Annotated in this window: 18 protein-coding genes; 14 read left to right on the plus strand and 4 right to left on the minus strand. The window is 59.0% G+C overall.

The genetic code is table 11. The annotated features are described in order from the left end of the window. The first annotated feature begins 142 nt into the window (after positions 1-142). Positions 143-1315, plus strand: coding sequence for a pyridoxal phosphate-dependent aminotransferase (locus ACLD1Y_RS11185; RefSeq protein ID WP_429478051.1), 1173 nt, complete (start codon positions 143-145; stop codon positions 1313-1315). Then, positions 1315-2025, plus strand: coding sequence for a DNA/RNA nuclease SfsA (gene sfsA, locus ACLD1Y_RS11190; protein WP_429478053.1), 711 nt, complete (start codon positions 1315-1317; stop codon positions 2023-2025). Before ACLD1Y_RS11185 ends, sfsA begins: the two co-directional genes overlap by 1 nt. Here sfsA and ACLD1Y_RS11195 read toward each other — a convergent pair. Continuing rightward, positions 2022-2339 carry a Rieske (2Fe-2S) protein gene (locus ACLD1Y_RS11195; RefSeq protein ID WP_429478055.1) on the minus strand — a complete coding sequence of 106 codons (318 nt, stop codon included), beginning with the start codon at positions 2337-2339 and terminating at the stop codon, positions 2022-2024. The two genes, sfsA and ACLD1Y_RS11195, sit on opposite strands and share 4 nt — an antisense overlap. A 156-nt stretch (positions 2340-2495) precedes the next feature. On the opposite strand from ACLD1Y_RS11195, the gene ACLD1Y_RS11200 reads away from it, so the two are divergent. The 3 genes from ACLD1Y_RS11200 to ACLD1Y_RS11210 are packed head-to-tail and all read left to right on the plus strand — an operon-like array spanning position 2496 to position 5175. Next, a complete protein-coding gene (locus ACLD1Y_RS11200) occupies positions 2496-3374 on the plus strand; it encodes a heme/hemin ABC transporter substrate-binding protein (protein ID WP_429478057.1) in 879 nt (292 codons plus the stop codon). A 50-nt stretch (positions 3375-3424) separates the two neighbouring features. Next, entirely contained in the window at positions 3425-4408 is a 984-nt protein-coding gene (locus ACLD1Y_RS11205) for a FecCD family ABC transporter permease (RefSeq protein WP_429478083.1), read from the plus strand. Continuing rightward, positions 4408-5175 (plus strand): heme ABC transporter ATP-binding protein, encoded by a 768-nt coding sequence (locus ACLD1Y_RS11210; protein ID WP_429478059.1) that lies wholly within the window; start codon positions 4408-4410, stop codon positions 5173-5175. The genes ACLD1Y_RS11205 and ACLD1Y_RS11210 overlap by 1 nt, the downstream gene beginning before the upstream one ends. Positions 5176-5432: 257 nt before the next feature. On the opposite strand, the gene ACLD1Y_RS11215 is transcribed toward ACLD1Y_RS11210, so the two are convergent. The 3 genes from ACLD1Y_RS11215 to ACLD1Y_RS11225 form a co-directional block, all read right to left on the minus strand. Beyond that, entirely contained in the window at positions 5433-5705 is a 273-nt protein-coding gene (locus tag ACLD1Y_RS11215; protein ID WP_010562703.1) for a TfoX/Sxy family protein, read from the minus strand. A gap of 203 nt (positions 5706-5908) precedes the next feature. Then, positions 5909-6253: a pentapeptide repeat-containing protein gene (locus ACLD1Y_RS11220; protein ID WP_429478062.1), complete on the minus strand. Its 345-nt coding sequence runs from the start codon at positions 6251-6253 to the stop codon at positions 5909-5911. A 92-nt stretch (positions 6254-6345) separates the two neighbouring features. Then, positions 6346-7902, minus strand: a complete 1557-nt coding sequence (locus ACLD1Y_RS11225) for an AAA family ATPase (protein WP_429478063.1) — start codon at positions 7900-7902, stop codon at positions 6346-6348. A gap of 116 nt (positions 7903-8018) precedes the next feature. Here ACLD1Y_RS11225 and mrcB point away from each other — a divergent pair, with 116 nt between their 5' ends. The 9 genes from mrcB (at position 8019) to msrQ (ending at position 17836) form a co-directional block, all read left to right on the plus strand. Next, positions 8019-10343 carry a penicillin-binding protein 1B gene (gene mrcB / locus ACLD1Y_RS11230; RefSeq protein WP_429478065.1) on the plus strand — a complete coding sequence of 775 codons (2325 nt, stop codon included), beginning with the start codon at positions 8019-8021 and terminating at the stop codon, positions 10341-10343. Positions 10344-10359: 16 nt separating this feature from the next. Further along, complete coding sequence (locus ACLD1Y_RS11235; protein WP_429478067.1) at positions 10360-11094, plus strand: tetratricopeptide repeat protein; 735 nt, start codon at positions 10360-10362, stop codon at positions 11092-11094. Next, the gene (locus tag ACLD1Y_RS11240) at positions 11094-11423 is read left to right on the plus strand and encodes a YqcC family protein (RefSeq protein WP_429478069.1); all 330 of its coding nucleotides are present in this window, start codon (positions 11094-11096) and stop codon (positions 11421-11423) included. The genes ACLD1Y_RS11235 and ACLD1Y_RS11240 overlap by 1 nt, the downstream gene beginning before the upstream one ends. A gap of 431 nt (positions 11424-11854) precedes the next feature. Then, a complete protein-coding gene (locus ACLD1Y_RS11245; protein ID WP_429478071.1) occupies positions 11855-13579 on the plus strand; it encodes an acetolactate synthase 3 large subunit in 1725 nt (574 codons plus the stop codon). 2 nt (positions 13580-13581) lie between these two features. Further along, positions 13582-14073, plus strand: coding sequence for an acetolactate synthase small subunit (gene ilvN / locus ACLD1Y_RS11250; RefSeq protein ID WP_003176102.1), 492 nt, complete (start codon positions 13582-13584; stop codon positions 14071-14073). Positions 14074-14120: 47 nt separating this feature from the next. Continuing rightward, positions 14121-15137, plus strand: a complete 1017-nt coding sequence (ilvC, locus tag ACLD1Y_RS11255; protein ID WP_003176099.1) for a ketol-acid reductoisomerase — start codon at positions 14121-14123, stop codon at positions 15135-15137. Between the two features lie 144 nt (positions 15138-15281). Then, complete coding sequence (gene pssA / locus ACLD1Y_RS11260; protein WP_429478073.1) at positions 15282-16139, plus strand: CDP-diacylglycerol--serine O-phosphatidyltransferase; 858 nt, start codon at positions 15282-15284, stop codon at positions 16137-16139. 63 nt (positions 16140-16202) lie between these two features. Next, a complete protein-coding gene (msrP, locus tag ACLD1Y_RS11265; protein WP_429478075.1) occupies positions 16203-17216 on the plus strand; it encodes a protein-methionine-sulfoxide reductase catalytic subunit MsrP in 1014 nt (337 codons plus the stop codon). Beyond that, on the plus strand, positions 17216-17836 hold the full coding sequence (gene msrQ, locus ACLD1Y_RS11270; protein WP_429478077.1) for a protein-methionine-sulfoxide reductase heme-binding subunit MsrQ: 621 nt from the start codon (positions 17216-17218) through the stop codon (positions 17834-17836). The genes msrP and msrQ overlap by 1 nt, the downstream gene beginning before the upstream one ends. Positions 17837-17945: the final 109 nt, after the last annotated feature.

Here is a 17945-nt window from a genome sequence, read left to right on the forward strand (position 1 = left end):
TATGAAACGTCTCGAATGTTGATTTTAGTCGTTTTGCAGGCACTTGCCCGGACCACACAAGCGGCCGGTCGGGCAATAGAACATGTTTTACCGCGCGGGTTCGGTAGAATCCGGATTTTGTTCTCACCGTTAAGGAAGGCTAATGGCCCAGCCCTACAGTGCGCGCAGTCGCGCCATCGAACCTTTTCATGTCATGGCGTTGCTGGCGCGTGCCAATGAGCTGCAGGCCGCCGGCCATGATGTGATTCACCTGGAGATCGGCGAGCCGGACTTCACCACGGCTGAGCCGATCATCCAGGCCGGTCAGGCGGCGCTCGCCAATGGCAAGACGCGCTACACCGCAGCCCGCGGCCTTCCTGAGTTGCGTGAGGCTATCAGTGGTTTCTATCAGCAGCGCTATGGCTTGAACGTTGATCCTGAGCGAATCCTGATCACTCCAGGCGGCTCCGGCGCGTTGCTGCTGGCTAGCAGCCTGCTGGTGGATCCGGGCAAACACTGGCTGCTGGCCGACCCGGGCTACCCGTGCAACCGGCACTTCCTGCGGTTGGTAGAAGGTGCGGCGCAATTGGTGCCGGTTGGCCCTGAAGTGCGCTACCAATTGACCGCTGACCTGGTGACCAAGCACTGGAACCAAGACAGTGTGGGCGCGCTGGTAGCGTCCCCGGCCAACCCGACCGGCACGATTCTCACGCGTGACGAGCTAGCCGAACTGTCGGGCGCAATCAAGGCGCGCAACGGCCATCTGGTGGTGGACGAGATTTACCACGGCCTCACCTACGGCACAGACGCCGCCAGCGTGCTGGAAGTGGACGATGACGCCTTCGTCTTGAATAGTTTTTCCAAGTATTTCGGCATGACCGGCTGGCGCCTGGGCTGGCTGGTGGCGCCACCGGCGGCCGTCGGTGAGTTGGAAAAGCTGGCGCAAAACCTCTACATCAGTGCGCCTAGCATGGCCCAGCATGCGGCGCTGGCGTGTTTTACCCCTCAGACTCTGAGCATCTTGGAAGAGCGCCGCGCCGAGTTTGGCCGTCGTCGCGACTTCCTATTGCCCGCATTGCGCGAGCTGGGCTTTGGCATCGCCGTCGAGCCGGAAGGCGCGTTCTATTTGTACGCCGATATCAGCAAGTTCGGCGGCGATGCCTTCGCGTTCTGCCGACACTTTCTCGAAACCGAACACGTAGCCTTTACCCCTGGGCTGGACTTCGGCCGCCATCTGGCCGGACACCATGTGCGCTTTGCCTACACGCAAAACCTTGATCGCCTACAGGAAGCGGTAGCGCGAATCGCCCATGGTTTGCGGAGCTGGCAAGGCTGATGCGTTTTAATCCTCCCCTCGAAGAAGGCCGTTTGATTCGCCGCTACAAGCGTTTTCTCACCGATATCGAGACCGTTACTGGCGAGTTGTTGACTATTCACTGCCCGAACACCGGTTCGATGCTCAATTGCATGGTCGAAGGAGGGCAGGTCTGGTTCAGTCGTTCCAACGATCCCAAGCGCAAATTACCCGGTACCTGGGAAATTGCTGAAACGCCCCAGGGCCGCCTGGCGTGCGTGAACACGGCGCGGGCCAATCAGTTGGTCGAGGAAGCACTGCGCGCGGGGGTGATCGCTGAGCTCAATGGTTTCACGGCCTTGAAGCGCGAAGTGCCTTACGGCCAGGAGAATAGCCGCATCGATTTCCGCCTGGATTACCCAGAGGGTGCGGCTTATGTCGAAGTCAAAAGCGTGACCCTGGGCTTCGAGGGGTCCACCGTGGCGGCCTTCCCGGATGCGGTGACCCAGCGCGGCGCCAAGCACCTGAGGGAATTGGCTCATCTGGCACGCGAGGGGGTGCGAGCGGTGCAGTTGTATTGCGTCAATCTCTCGGGAATTGAGGCGGTGCGACCGGCTGTGGAAATTGACGCCGGGTATGCTGCGGCGTTGCGCGAGGCCAAGGCGGCGGGGGTGGAAGTGTTGGCCTATGGCGTGCAGGTGACGCCCGAACAGGTGTTTGTGGACCGTCGTTTGGACGTGCTGCTCGACTAGAGTTCCACCCACAGGCCCTGCGCATCTTCACGGCCGGGCACGGCCTTGAGGCTTTGCCCGGCGCAGGGGCCGGCGATGCACTCACCGCTTTCGATCAGGAACAGCGCACCGTGGGTGGCGCACTGGATCAGGCTGGCGCTTGAATCCAGGAACCGATTGGGCTGCCATTCCAGTGCGACGCCGCGATGGGGGCAGCGGTTGATATAGAAGTAGGCAACGCCGTCCCGGCGCACCGCCAGTAATTTGCAACCATCGATTTCAAAACCAAGGCTGCTGTCTGGCGCGAGGCTGTCGGAGGGGCAGAGAAACTTCATTTCAGTCCTTAAGTGCCTTGACGTTCAAATGCAAACAATTATCAAATGCCGGCTTCGCCCGTCGGCTGACCGGGCGCTCAATACGATGCCCGGCAGGGGCTTTCTGTCACATCGATGAGCGCTTGAGCGGCCCTGCCCTTGGAAGGAAACCCTGTTATGCGCCTGAGTGCCAGCGCTATCGCGCTTGTTGTTGGACTGCTGGTCAACACTGGGGCACACGCCTCTGAACTGCCACAACGTTGGGTCAGTGCCGGAGGGGCGTTGTCGGAATGGGTGTCGGCCTTGGGCGGGGAGTCGAAGTTGGTCGGTGTGGACACCACCAGCCAGCATCCTGAATCCCTCAAGGCATTGCCAAGTATTGGTTATCAGCGGCAGTTGTCGGCCGAGGGCATCCTGAGCCTGCGCCCGCAGGTGTTGGTGGGTACTGAGGAAATGGGGCCGCCGCCGGTGTTGGCGCAGATTCGCAGCGCGGGTGTGCAGGTGGAAATGTTCTCGGCGCAGCCAGACTTGCCGACCTTGAAAGGCAACCTTCAACACTTGGGCAAGTTGTTGGGCAGTGAGGCCAAGGCCAACGAATTGTTTACCGAGTATGAGCAGGCGCTCGATCAGCAGAAGGCTTGGGTTGCCAAGGCGCAGTCCACAGAGAAAGCGCCGGGCGTGTTGCTGCTGCTCGGTCATGCTGGGGGTAAGCCGTTGATCGCGGGTAGAGACACGGCCGCCGATTGGATGTTGCAACAGGCCGGCGGGCATAACCTTGCGACCCACAGCGGTTACAAACCCTTCTCGGTGGAGTCGCTGGCGGGGCTGAGTCCGGACGTGCTGGTCTTTGCCGATCGTGCCCTGAGCGGTGACGCGGCGCGTGCGGCCTTGTTCAAGGAAAACCCGATTCTGGCGTCGACACCGGCGGCCAAGAATGGACGTGTGCTTGAGCTGGACCCGACCCTGTTGGTGGGTGGCTTGGGGCCGCGTCTGCCGCAAAGTCTTGTAAAGCTTTCTGCCGGCTTTTACCCGTCCCAGGCTAAGCCTGCCCCATGACCACTCTGGTTAAACCGCGAACGTTGTTTATTGGGCTGGCGCTGTTATGTGTGTTGGCGACCTGGCTTTCGCTGGCCCTGGGGCCGGTCAGCCTGCCATTGCTGGACACGTTGAAGGCCGCTTTGCGCATGATGGGCGCGCCCATCAATGCACAAGGGTTGGAGCAGGCTGAGCTGATCCTTGGGCAGATTCGTTTACCGCGCACGTTGCTGGGGTTGGCGGTCGGCGGCGTCTTGGCGTTGTCGGGGGTGGCGATGCAGGGATTGTTTCGCAACCCGTTGGCAGACCCGGGGTTGGTAGGTGTGTCCAGCGGCGCGGCGCTGGGCGCGGCCATTGCGATTGTCGGCGGCTCATATTTTGGCGGCTTGCCGGAGGCGTTCGGGCCGTACCTCTTGTCCCTGTGTGCATTTCTAGGTGGTTTGGGCGTGACCGCGCTGGTCTATCGCCTGGGGCGGCGTAACGGGCAGACAAATGTCGCGACGATGCTGCTCGCCGGCATTGCCCTGACTGCGCTCGCCAGTTCGGCGGTGGGCCTGTTCACCTACCTGGCAGATGACGCCACCCTGCGTACCCTCACGTTCTGGAACCTGGGCAGCCTCAACGGTGCCAGCTATTCGCGGCTTTGGCCCTTATTGCTGGTGAGTGCGGGTGTGGCGCTGTGGTTGCCGCGCCGGGCCACGGCGTTGAATGCGCTGCTACTGGGCGAGTCTGAGGCCAACCACTTGGGTGTCGATGTGGAGGGGCTTAAACGCGAACTGGTGTTCTGTACGGCCCTGGGTGTAGGGGCTGCGGTAGCTGCTGCGGGCATGATTGGTTTTGTAGGGCTGGTGGTGCCGCATCTGGTGCGGTTGCTGGCTGGGCCGGATCACCGGGTGTTGCTGCCGGCATCGGTACTGGCGGGGGCGAGCCTGTTGCTGTTTGCGGATTTGGTTGCGCGGCTTGCCTTGGCACCGGCTGAGTTGCCCATCGGTATTGTCACCGCGTTTATTGGTGCGCCGTTTTTTCTTTACCTGTTGTTGCGGGGGCGTGCCTGATGCTGCGTGTAGAAGATCTGCAGATAAGCCGCGGTCGCAAAACCGTTCTGGCAGGTGTCACTCTGGACCTGCTGCCCGGCGAAGTACTCGGTGTGTTGGGCCCCAATGGCGCGGGCAAGAGCACGTTGCTGGGGGCGTTGTGCGGTGAACTGGCTCCTGGCCACGGCAAGGTATGGCTGGACCAGCGTGAGCTGAGCGCGTGGAGTGGATCAGAACGGGCGCAACGCCTGGCGGTGCTGCCGCAAACCTCGACCCTGGACTTTGCCTTTCGGGTCGAAGAGGTGGTCGGCATGGGACGCTTGCCCCATCAGACCGGACGTGCGCGAGATGACGAAATTATCGCGGCGGCGTTGCAGGCAGCAGATGTCGGGCACCTGAGTGGTCGTAGCTACCTGGCGCTATCCGGTGGCGAGCGCCAGCGCGTGCATCTGGCGCGGGTGCTGGCGCAGTTATGGCCAGGTGAAGCGGGGCAGACGTTGCTGCTGGATGAGCCGACCTCGATGTTGGATCCGTTGCATCAACATACAACCTTGCAGGCTATCCGGACCTTTGCTGATCGCGGCGCGGCAGTGTTGGTGATCCTTCACGACCTGAACCTGGCGGCCCGTTACTGTGACCGTATTCTACTGCTGGAGGAGGGGCGTCCCCATGCGCTGGATACTCCGTCTCAGGTCATGCGGCCCGAGCCATTGAAAGCGGTATTCGGGTTGGAAGTGCTGGTTCAGCCGCACCCTGAACGTGGACATCCGTTGATCATTGCGCGCTGATTGCGGCGTTTTACGAGCGGTTTTCTGCGGGCAAAAAAAGACCCGGCAAGAGCCGGGTCAAATAACCGTGATTAGCCTGATGAGGAGATAATCTGAGAGTCCGAACCAATGGTCTTTCAGTTATCGGCTGATCTCGCGACCAGTTGTGATAATCATAACGATTCTCATTTGAGAGTCAACAATTGTTTTGGTGCAGGCTTCTGCTTTTCTCAAACGGTTGTTCGGAAGGCCTGCAGGTGCTGGGTTTGGTTGCTGATCTAATTTTTCTGGCGCGCTGAGATAGCGTCCAGTTGACGGTTCAATGCTTCCTTGCGTTCGGCAGGAATGTCGTTCCAGTGCACATCCATCAAAGCCCCCTCGATGGCATACAGCAGCACTTTCGATGCCCTGAACCCGCGCGTACGCACGGCCCGATAGGCATCGACCGCCCCCAAGCGACGTAGGTCGGACGCACTGTGGATGCCCACCGCATGCAGCCACTGTGCTGACGTCTTGCCGAGGTTTTTCAGGTGTTGCAGCTCATCGTTCATCAAGCCTCCTTGCGACGGCCGAATGGTGCGGTGGGTATCGTGACCAGGCAAGCCTGAAAAGGAGTGTAGCGCTCAGTAGGAAAAGCGTGGTTCTTTGGTCAGAAGCGCCCTAAAAGCTTATAAGAATGGCGCGGGGATTTTGACGGCACGCAGGCGTGAAGCCCCAGCACGCAAGGGCGTGCCGGGGTTGCAAACACAGGGTTTTACTTGGTGCGATAGCGCAGGCGGGTGCCGAAATTAACCGACATGAGGATCTCATCGGCGGTTAGTTCGGGGGGGAAGTAGGTGCCCGAGATCTGCGCGTGGGCCAGGCTGGCGCCCTCCAGCGAACAGTCGCGCAGGTCCAGGCCGCGCAAGTCGGCGGAGCGGAAATACGCATCGGTGAAGTCAACACCCGAGGCGTTCAGCTCCCGCAGGTCCAGCCCACGGAAGTCGCCACCGCGCATGTCGATGACGCCATCTTTCGGGCGTTCCTGGTTGAAGCCGCGGATATCGTCTTTATGCAGGAGCGAGTAGAGCGGGGTATCAAGAAGTTTGGGCTGACTCATGACGGCGACTCCTGTTGGTTTTATGGCGCCATTATAGTGCCACTATCTCTTGGTCGTGTGCCTTCATCGAAGACACGACCAAGAAATTTTTCTTACAGGCCTGGCAGGCACTGCCGAATATGCGCCACCAACGCGTCAAGGGTCCCGCTTTCGTTGGTCTCGACGCGTTTGCTGAGCAGCAACTCCTCGGCGGTCAGTGGCTCGCGATTGGCCTGTTGTTCTTCGATAACGGCCAATGTGGCGTCGGACGGATCGTTTTTATCCGCCTGACGTTGTGCCAGCCAGCTGGCGATAACGGCTTGTGGAGCGTTGCAATCCAGAATCAGGAACGGCGCACCGGTGGCTTCGGCAACTTTTGCGGCGGCGTCGCGTTGTTCGCGCTTCAGGAAGGTGGCATCCAGAACCACTGGGAAGCCGGCGCGCAGCACGGTATCGGCTAGTTCATTCAGGCGTGCGTAGGTGGCTGCGCTGGCGTCGGTTGCGTAGATGCCGGCCTGTGGGGTGTTTTCAACCTGTTGCTCGCCGAACAGGCGCTTGCGCTCCACATCCGAACGCAGGCGCACAGCGCCGAGTGCTTCCACCAGACGCATGGACACCTGGCTTTTGCCAACAGCCGAAACGCCGTGGGTGATCGCCAGGAAGCGCGACGGGATGGTGCTGTAGCTTTCCGCCAGGTTGGCGTAGTTGCGGTACTGGCGCAGGCTGGTGGCTCGCTGCACTGGGCTCGCGTCGCCCGGCATGCTGAACAACGCGACCTTGGCGCGCACCAGGGCGCGGTAGGCCTTGTAGAAGTTCAGCACTTCAAGGCCCTGATAGTCGCCCGTTAGCTCCAGGTATTGGCTGATAAACCGGCGCGCCAGGGACTTGAGGCCACGGTCTTCCAGGTCCATCGCCAGGAAGCCGGTATCGGCGTACACGTCGGTGAAGCGGAACGGCTCGTTGAATTCGATGCAGTCAAAGATCACGACCTTGCCATCGATCAAGGTGGCGTTGCCCAGGTGGATGTCGCCGTGGCATTCACGGGTAAAGCCATCCAGCTTGCGTTGTGCCAGCAGCGGCTTGAGACGCTCGAAGCTGCTTTCGGCCCAGGCTTGCAGGGCTTCAAGTTGGATCAGGTCGGCCTTATCGCTGAGGAAGGGGCGGATCTGGTCGAAGTTCTGTCGTACGGGGGCCATCACTTCGTCCGGGGTGCCGGCGGGATGGTCTTGTGGCACTTTTGGCGCATTGAGGTGGAAATGTGCGATCTGCTTGGCCATCTCATCGATGTGCGCGTTGGTCAGTTCGCCATTGGCTTGCAGGGTGCTGAGCAGTTGGCTTTGCGGGAACTGGCGCATTTTCAGCGCGTATTCGATCACCGGGCCATCACCGCCCAATTGCGGCGCTTCTGCAGTGCCGGTCACCGGCAACACGTCTAGATACAAATCTTCGGTCAGGCGCTGGTTGAGGCGCAGTTCCTCACGGCAGAAGTGGCCACGATCGTCCAGCGAGGTGAAGTCCAGAAAACCGAAGTTCATCGGCTTCTTCAGCTTATAAGCGTATGGACCGGTCAGGATGACCCAGGAAATGTGGGTCTCGATGACTTGGAACGCTTCAACCGGGTGGGGGTACAAAGCCGGGTTTTGCAGGGCTGCGATCAGGGACTGGCTCACGGGCGATCCTTCAGAGTCTGGGAAATCATGGCGGGCATTATGGCTGTTGGGGCCTGCTGTGCAAACCGCTGTCCGGCTCATGTTGATCATCAATAAAGTGCGTATAATCCGCCGCCATGACTCGAACCCGATCTCCCCGTACCCCTAAAAAACCTCCTTCCCGCGGCCTGCGCCCGTGGCTGGGCTGGGCGTTGAAGCTCAGCCTGGTTGGCCTTGTGGTCCTCGCCGGCTTTGCGGTTTACCTCGATGCTGTGGTCCAGGAGAAGTTCTCCGGCAAGCGTTGGACCATTCCGGCCAAGGTGTATGCGCGCCCGCTGGAGCTGTTCACCGGCCAGAAGCTGAGCAAGGATGACTTCCTTACTGAACTCGATGCCCTGGGCTATCGCCGCGAACCCGTGAGCAACGGTCCGGGCGCGGCGGCGGTCAGCGGTAATACCGTTGACCTGAACACTCGCGGCTTCCAGTTCTATGAAGGCCTGGAAAAAGCCCAGCCGGTACGCGTGCGCTTCTCCGGCGACTATGTGGCGGAGCTCTCGTCCCTCAATGGCTCCAAGCTGCCTGTGGTGCGCTTGGAACCATTGATGATCGGCGGTATTTACCCGAAGAATCTTGAAGATCGCATCCTGATCAAGCTCGATCAGGTGCCGCCGTATCTGCTGGAAACCCTGGTTGCTGTGGAAGACCGCGATTTTTACCATCACTGGGGCGTTTCGCCGAAGTCGATTGCCCGCGCGGTGTGGGTGAACACTTCGGGCGGCAAGATGACCCAGGGCGGTAGTACGCTGACGCAACAATTGGTCAAGAACTTCTACCTGACCAACGAACGCAGCCTGACCCGCAAACTCACCGAAGCCATGATGGCGATGCTGTTGGAGGTCCACTACAGCAAGCAGGAAATCCTCGAGGCGTACCTCAACGAGGTATTCGTCGGCCAGGATGGCCAGCGCGCGGTGCACGGTTTTGGCTTGGCCAGCCAGTTCTTCTTTGGTCAGCCGCTGTCTGAACTCAAGCTGCATCAGGTCGCGTTGCTGGTAGGGATGGTCAAGGGGCCGTCCTACTACAACCCACGTCGCAACCCTGAACGTGCATTGGAGCGCCGTAACCTGGTGCTCGACGTCCTTGAACAGCAGGGCGTAGCCACGGCTGAGCAAGTGGCGGCGGCGAAAAAGATGCCATTGGGCGTCACTACTCGCGGCAAGCTGGCGGACAGCTCTTTCCCGGGCTTTATCGACCTGGTCAAGCGCCAACTGCGTGAAGACTACCGCGACGAAGACTTGACCGAAGAAGGCCTGCGGATCTTCACCAGTTTCGATCCGATCCTGCAGATGAAGGCCGAGGCGTCGGTCAATGACACCTTCAAGCGTATGACCGGCCGTAAAGGCGCCGATGAGGTCGAAGCGGCCATGGTCGTGACCAACCCGGAAACCGGCGAAGTCCAGGCTTTGGTCGGCAGTCGCCTGGCCAGTTTCGCCGGCTTCAACCGGGCGCTGGATGCAGTGCGGCCGATCGGCTCGCTGGTCAAGCCAGCGGTTTATCTGACGGCCTTGGAAAAGCCGAGCAAATACACCCTGACCAGTTGGCTGTCCGATGACCCGCTGTCGGTCAAAGGCGGTGACGGCCAGGTGTGGACGCCGCAGAACTTCGATCGTCGTTCCCACGGCACAGTGTTCCTGTACCAAGGGCTGGCACATTCCTACAACATTTCCACTTCGCGCCTCGGGCTTGAAGTGGGTGTGCCGAGCGTGCTGAAAACCCTTGGGCGCCTGGGCATCACCCGTGAATTCCCGGCCTTCCCGTCGATCCTGTTGGGTGCTGGCGCGATGACCCCAATGGAAGTCGCGACCATGTACCAGACCCTGGCCAACGGTGGTTTCAATACCCCGATGCGCGGGATCCGCAGCGTACTGACTGCTGAGGGTGAGCCGCTCAAGCGCTATCCGTTCCAGATCCAGCAGCGTTTCGATGCGGGCTCGATCTACCTGATCCAGAACGCCATGCAACGCGTTATGCGTGAAGGTACGGGCAGCTCGGTCTATAAGGTCCTGCCGTCGAACCTGACGCTGGCGGGCAAGACCGGTACCAGTAACGACTCGCGTGACAGTTGGTTCGCAGGCTTCGGTCAGGACGTGCTGGCGGTTGTATGGATGGGGCGTGACGACAATGGCAAGACGCCGTTCACCGGCGCGACCGGTGCACTGCAAGTCTGGACCAGCTTCATGCGCAAGGCTGACCCGCTGCCGTTGAACATGCCACAGCCGGATAACATCGTGCAGGCCTGGATTGATCCGCACACAGGGCAGGGCTCCGATGCCAACTGTCCGGGCGCCGTACAGATGCCGTATATTCGCGGCAGCGAACCGCCACCCGGCGCCGCGTGCGGTGGCAGTGCGCCTGCTGACGCGGAATCGGTGATGGATTGGGTCAAGGGCTGGATGAATTAAGCAAAGAGGGTTTCAAGTGAACAAGTGGTGGATTCCAGCTATTACAGCTCTGGCTTTGCTCAATGGTTGCGCCAGCGTGCAGCGCGGCTCGATTCCCGTGGTGGACTCAAGCACGGCCGTCTCCAATAACGACCGGATCTCGGCCAATGGCGGGTTCCGTCAAACTGTGACCAATCGTCCTGCCCAAGCCAAGCCCCAAGCTGTCCCGCAAGATTCGGGCGTGGTGGTAATGGTGCCGGGCGGTGGTGCTGCCACCTCGGCACCGATCAGCGCCGAGCCATGGACCCCAGGGCCAAGCACGTCGGGTCCGATTGATTCCACGCCGATTCAAGCGGCGCCGATTAACCAGGGCATCTACACCATGCCGTCGACGCCAAGTGGTATTCCGTCGTCGTCCAGTGCCGGTGGCCTGTCCGCCGACGAGCAACTGGACGGGCCAGTGCTGGCCCTGCTGACCACTGCCCAGCAGCAGCAGGCCGGTGGTGACCTGAACGGAGCATCGTCGAGTCTTGAGCGCGCCCAGCGTGTTGCGCCTCGTGAGCCGCAGGTTCTGTATCGCCTGGCCCAAGTACGTATGGCCCAAGGCGATGCGCCACAAGCTGAGCAGTTCGCCCGTCGCGGCCTTACCCTGGCCAACGGTCGCCCCGATCTGCAAGCGAACCTGTGGGCCTTGATCGGTGATGCACGTGCCGCCCAAGGTGATGCGGCCGGTGCCGCCCAGGCGCGACAAAAAGGCAAGGTTACCTACTGATGGATGTACGTTTTCCTGCGATTGCCGAACAGTTGTTGTTGATCGAGCGCGAGTTGCGCGTACAGGGCTGGTGGGACGAGGTGTCCCCTGGTGCCGAAGCGCTCAGCAGTGTCGAGCCCTTTTCGGTGGATACCCTGGACTTTCACCAGTGGTTGCAATGGATCTTCCTCGCGCGCATGAAGCAGATCCTCGAACAGGACCTGCCGCTCCCCAATGCGTCGGGGATCCTGGAGATGGCCGAGATGGTCTACGCCGACCGCCCGCGAGAGAGCCTTGGCTTGCGAAATGCGCTGAAAAAGTTCGATCAACTGATCGTCGACGCTCGTTAATTGCCTGACTGCCGGGTTTTCCGGCAGTCTTGCGCACATTTCTACCGCTTGACGACATTCAGGCGAGTTTTATCCCTCCTCAAAGCCCTTTCTTCTGCGTTCTCATGCGCTTAGTTGGAAAAAAGCGCAATTATTGCTTGACTTGAACGGCCTGAAACAGAAGAATCCAAAGTCCGCTGTATCGGGACTGCCAGAAGCAGGCCCGCTCAGCAGATCATGAGGCGCACATCCGCGCCGACCTGTTACACCCGCAACGCGTTACCTCGCGCTGGGTGGGAAAAGCCCGCAACACTTGGGACGATCCCAATACTTGCTCAGTCAGTGCTGACGTAGTCGGCGACCACCGTCGCTCATGCTCTGTTGAGAAGTAAACCTATTAAGACCCGTCGGTTTTCAACGGACGGTATTCTGGCGTTTTAGAGGTGAACAACGTGGAGCTTTTATCTGGCGGTGAGATGCTCGTCCGCTTTTTGCGTGACGAAGGCGTCGACTATATCTACGGGTACCCAGGTGGTGCTCTGCTGCATGTCTACGACGCATTGTTCAAAGAACCGGCTGTTACCCACATCCTGGTTCGCCACGAACAAGCTGCAACCCATATGGCTGACGGCTACGCCCGTGCTACCGGTAAAGCCGGTGTGGTACTGGTAACGTCCGGCCCAGGCGCAACCAATGCCATTACCGGCATCGCGACTGCCTATATGGACTCCATCCCGATGGTGATCATTTCTGGCCAGGTGCCAAGCACCATGGTCGGTACTGATGCATTTCAGGAAACCGACATGATCGGTATCTCCCGGCCGATCGTGAAACACAGCTTCATGATCAAGCATGCGTCGGAAATTCCGGAAGTCATGAAGAAGGCGTTCTACCTCGCGCAGTCCGGTCGCCCGGGCCCTGTCGTGGTCGATATCCCAAAAGACATGACTAACCCGGCTGAAAAATTCGAATACGTCTTCCCTAAAAAAGCCAAGCTGCGTTCCTACAGCCCAGCCGTTCGTGGGCACTCGGGCCAAATCCGCAAGGCTGCAGAAATGTTGCTGGCGGCCAAGCGTCCAGTGCTGTACTCAGGCGGTGGCGTGATTCTAGGCGGCGGTTCGGCACCTCTGACCGAACTGGCCAAGCTGCTCAACCTGCCCGTGACCAACACCCTGATGGGCCTCGGCGCATTCCCGGGTACGGACCGTCAGTTCGTCGGCATGCTTGGCATGCACGGCAGCTACACCGCCAACCTGACCATGCACCACGCCGACGTGATCCTGGCCGTGGGCGCACGTTTCGATGACCGAGTGATCAACGGCGCGAGCAAATTCTGCCCGAATGCCAAGATCATCCATATCGACATCGACCCGGCGTCTATCTCCAAGACCATCAAGGCTGACGTGCCGATTGTAGGTCCTGTAGAAAGCGTGCTGACCGAAATGGTCGCTGCGCTCAAGGACATCGGCGAAACGCCGAACAAGGAATCCGTTGCCAGTTGGTGGAAGCAGATCGACGAATGGCGCGGTGATCGCGGCCTGTTCCCTTACGACAAAGGCGACGGCAGCATCATCAAGCCACAAACCGTGATCGAGACCCTGTGCGAAGTCACCAAGGGCGACGCCTTTGTGACCTCGGATGTGGGCCAGCACCAGATGTTCGCCGCGCAGTACTACAAGTTCGACAAGCCTAACCGCTGGATCAACTCCGGTGGCCTGGGCACGATGGGCTTTGGTTTCCCTGCGGCCATGGGCGTGAAGCTGAGCTTCCCGGACACCGACGTGGCGTGCGTCACCGGTGAAGGCAGCATCCAGATGAACATCCAGGAACTGTCGACGTGCCTGCAGTACGGTCTTCCCGTGAAGATCGTCTGCTTGAACAACGGCGTGCTGGGTATGGTTCGTCAGTGGCAGGACATGAGCTACGGTAGCCGTCACTCCCATTCCTACATGGAATCGCTGCCAGATTTCATCAAGTTGGTTGAAGCCTATGGCCACGTCGGCATTCGCATCACCGATCTGAAAGATCTGAAGCCGAAGATGGAAGAGGCGTTCGCCATGAAGGACCGCCTGGTGTTCATCGATATTCAGGTGGATACCAGCGAGCACGTCTATCCGATGCAGATCAAAGACGGCTCTATGCGCGACATGTGGCTGAACAAGACGGAGCGTACTTAATCATGCGGCACATTATCTCCCTGCTTCTGGAGAACGAACCCGGCGCTCTGTCCCGTGTTGTCGGCCTGTTTTCGCAACGTAACTACAACATCGAAAGCCTGACCGTGGCCCCGACCGAAGACCCGACCCTGTCGCGTCTGACGTTGACCACCGTGGGTCACGATGAGGTGATCGAGCAGATCACCAAGAACCTCAACAAGCTGATCGAAGTGGTCAAGCTGGTCGACCTGTCGGAAAGTGCCCACATCGAGCGCGAGCTGATGCTGGTTAAAGTCAAGGCCACGGGTGCCCAACGTGCCGAGATCAAGCGCACTACCGATATTTATCGCGGGCAGATCGTCGATGTGAGCGCCAGCGTTTATACCGTTCAATTGACCGGTACAAGCGACAAGCTGGACAGCTTCATCCAGTCGATCGGGACGGCCTCGATTCTGGAAACGGTACGCAGTGGTGTCACCGGTATTGCCCGTGGCGACAAAGTACTCAGCATCTAAACCAAATTAGCGAATGGCCTTACGGCCTGGATATATAGAGGAACCTCATGAAAGTTTATTACGATAAAGATTGTGACCTGTCGATCATCCAGGGCAAGAAAGTCGCCATCATCGGCTACGGCTCGCAGGGTCACGCTCAAGCGTGCAACCTGAAAGATTCCGGCGTTGACGTGACTGTTGGCCTGCGTAAAGGCTCGGCCACCGTTGCCAAGGCTGAAGCCCACGGCCTGAAAGTGACTGACGTTGCTTCCGCTGTTGCTGCTGCCGACCTGGTCATGATCCTGACCCCGGACGAGTTTCAGTCCGCGCTGTACAAGAACGAAATCGAACCGAACATCAAGAAGGGCGCCACCCTGGCCTTCTCCCACGGCTTCGCGATTCACTACAACCAAGTTGTGCCACGTGCTGACCTCGACGTGATCATGATCGCGCCGAAGGCTCCAGGCCACACCGTACGCTCCGAGTTCGTCAAGGGTGGCGGTATCCCTGACCTGATCGCGATCTACCAGGACGCATCGGGCAACGCCAAAAACGTAGCTCTGTCCTACGCGGCTGGTGTGGGTGGCGGTCGTACCGGCATCATCGAAACCACCTTCAAGGACGAGACCGAAACCGACCTGTTCGGCGAACAAGCCGTTCTGTGCGGCGGTACCGTTGAGCTGGTAAAAGCCGGTTTCGAAACCCTGGTTGAAGCGGGCTACGCGCCAGAAATGGCCTACTTCGAATGCCTGCACGAACTGAAGCTGATCGTTGACCTCATGTACGAAGGCGGTATCGCCAACATGAACTACTCGATCTCCAACAACGCCGAATACGGCGAGTACGTGACTGGCCCGGAAGTGATCAACGCCGAGTCCCGTCAGGCCATGCGCAACGCCCTGAAACGTATTCAGGACGGCGAGTACGCCAAAATGTTCATTAGCGAAGGTGCTACCGGATACCCTTCGATGACCGCCAAGCGTCGTAACAACGCCGCTCACGGTATCGAAGTCATCGGCGAGCAACTGCGCTCCATGATGCCGTGGATCGGTGCCAACAAGATCGTCGACAAAGCTAAAAACTAAGTCGTACGCATCAAGAGAAAACGCGGCTTAGGCCGCGTTTTTTCGTTTGGGGGGCGGGTTCTGGTATAAAGCTGCATCGTTTGCGGGCGAACACTCGCCGCAAGTACCTGTCGAATTTTTTCACACCGTTGCAAGGTAAAGTCCATGAGCGAACGTCCCGAAGAGCCAAACCAGGCTTCTGACGCCGAAAGCCTGCTGCCGATCGATGAGCATGTCGAAGAGGGCCATGACGCGGAAGGCCGCAAGGTCCGGCATCGTGGCATCTATCTTCTGCCCAACCTGTTCACCACGGCGAACCTGTTTGCCGGCTTCTACTCCATCATCAACTCCATGAGTGCCCAAAGTGCACTGGCGGCGGGAGATGCGGCGAGTGCCAGCAAATACTTCGGCTTTGCCGCCATCGCCATTTTTGTGGCCATGGTGCTTGACGGTCTTGATGGCCGCGTGGCGCGGATGACCAACACCCAAAGTGCGTTTGGCGCCGAGTACGACTCGTTGTCGGACATGGTTGCCTTTGGTGTTGCGCCAGCGCTTCTGGCGTTTGCCTGGGCCTTGGGTGATATGGGCAAGGTGGGTTGGATGGTTGCCTTCATTTATGTTGCGGGTGCCGCTTTGCGTTTGGCTCGCTTCAATACCCAGGTGGGGACCGCCGATAAGCGTTACTTTATTGGTCTGGCCAGCCCTGCTGCCGCAGGTGTTGTGGCAGGTATCGTCTGGGCATTCAGTGACTACGGCATTCAGGGGTCGAAGATGTCGTTCCTGGTGGCCTTGATGGTTGCGGCGGCCGGCATGCTGATGGTCAGCAATATCAAGTACAACAGCTTCAAGGAGCTGGATCTGAAAGGGCGCGTGCCGTTCGTGGCAATCCTGGCAGTGGTCTTGGTGTTTGCGGTGGTATTCAGTGACCCGCCACGGATCCTGCTGCTGGCGTTCCTGGTCTATGCCGCATCGGGCCCGGTTCAGTACTTACTGCATATGCGTCGGGACAAAACATTGCCTTAATGTAATTTCCCCCATACTCCGCAGTCTATTGGTGCATCAGTTCTCCAATGCTGCGGAGTTGCCATGTTAATCAAGTTGCCAAAAGCGTCCGATTGCCACGAATCGGATGTCACGCCTGAATCCCTCTACTTTTCCCGCCGCAGCCTGCTCGGTGGTGCGCTTGCCGGTATTGCTGCCAGCAGCCTGCCACGTTGGGCCAGTGCTGATGACGCGTCGCGTTATGCCGACGTTGAGCCTGGCAGGGCGCCGAACTGGTTTGCCGAGAAGCTGCCAAGTGCCAAATGGCAGGCGGTGACCGTAAAGGACGAAGCGATTACCCCGTTCAAGGATGCGACCCACTACAACAACTTCTATGAGTTCGGTACAGACAAGGGCGACCCGGCAGCGAACGCGGGCTCACTTAAGACCGAACCCTGGAGTGTTGTGATTGATGGCGAGGTTGCGAAGCCCGGACGTTATGCCCTTGAAGACTTCATGAAACCTTATGGGCTGGAAGAGCGGATCTACCGTTTGCGGTGTGTGGAGGCGTGGTCAATGGTCATCCCGTGGCTGGGCTTTCCGATCTCGGCTCTGCTCAAGCAGGTTGAGCCGACCTCAAAGGCCAAGTACATCCGTTTCGAAACCCTGCAAGACCCGAAGAGCATGCCCGGTCAGCGCTCGAATTTTGGCTTGATCGATTGGCCTTATATAGAAGGGCTTCGTTTGGATGAAGCGATGAATCCCTTGGCGATCCTGGCCGTGGGTATGTATGGGCGCGAGTTGCCCAATCAGAATGGCGCACCGCTGCGTCTGGTAGTGCCTTGGAAATATGGCTTCAAAAGTGTGAAGTCCATCGTACGTATCAGCCTTGTAAGCGAGCAGCCTAAAACCACCTGGCAAAGTATTGCGGCGGACGAGTATGGGTTTTACGCGAATGTGAACCCTACGGTTGATCACCCACGTTGGACTCAGGCAAGGGAGCGGCGCCTGCCGAGCGGTCTGTTCAGTCCTAACGTGCGTGAGACGCAGATGTTCAACGGCTACTCGGATGAGGTCGCCTCTCTTTATACCGGGCTTGATCTGCGGAAGAACTATTGATGCGTTACCCGGTCTGGCGAGTTGGCGTCTTTATAGTTGCGGGGATATGGCCGTTGTTTTGGCTGTATGAGGCGTGGGGTTCTGCCCTTGGGCCTGATCCTGGCAAGGTGTTGGTTGATCGATTGGGGCTTGGAGCGTTGATCCTGCTGCTGGTCACCCTGGGAATGACACCCATGCAGAAGTTGAGCGGTTGGGCAGGGTGGATAGCCGTGCGTCGTCAGCTAGGGTTGTGGTGCTTTGCTTATGTTGTCCTGCATTTGGCGGCTTATTGTGTGTTTGTCCTGGGGCTGGATTGGTCGCAGTTGGGGGTAGAGCTGCGTAAGCGTCCCTATATTATTGTCGGGGCATTGGGTTTCCTGTCGTTGTTGGTGTTGGCGGTTACGTCCAATCGCTATAGCCAACGTCGGTTGGGGGGCCGTTGGAAGAAGCTGCATCGACTTGTGTATGTGATTCTTGGGCTTGGCTTGCTGCATATGTTGTGGATCGTACGCGCTGATCTAAAGGAGTGGGCTATCTATGCATCTATAGGTGTGCTGCTGCTGATTCTGCGGATTCCGCCTGTGATGCGCCGAATTCCACGGCTTATTGCGAAAAAAGCACCTTCTGCAACAAAAGCGTAATTAAAGGTTGACGGCAGATTCTGGATGTCTATAATTCGCCCCACTTCCGGCGCAGTCGAAACGGAAAACTCCTTGGTAAACAATGAGTTATGTAGGTTTCGGTAGCAGG

It is taken from the genome of Pseudomonas sp. 18175 (genome assembly GCF_050432925.1).
Taxonomy (GTDB): Bacteria; Pseudomonadota; Gammaproteobacteria; order Pseudomonadales; family Pseudomonadaceae; genus Aquipseudomonas.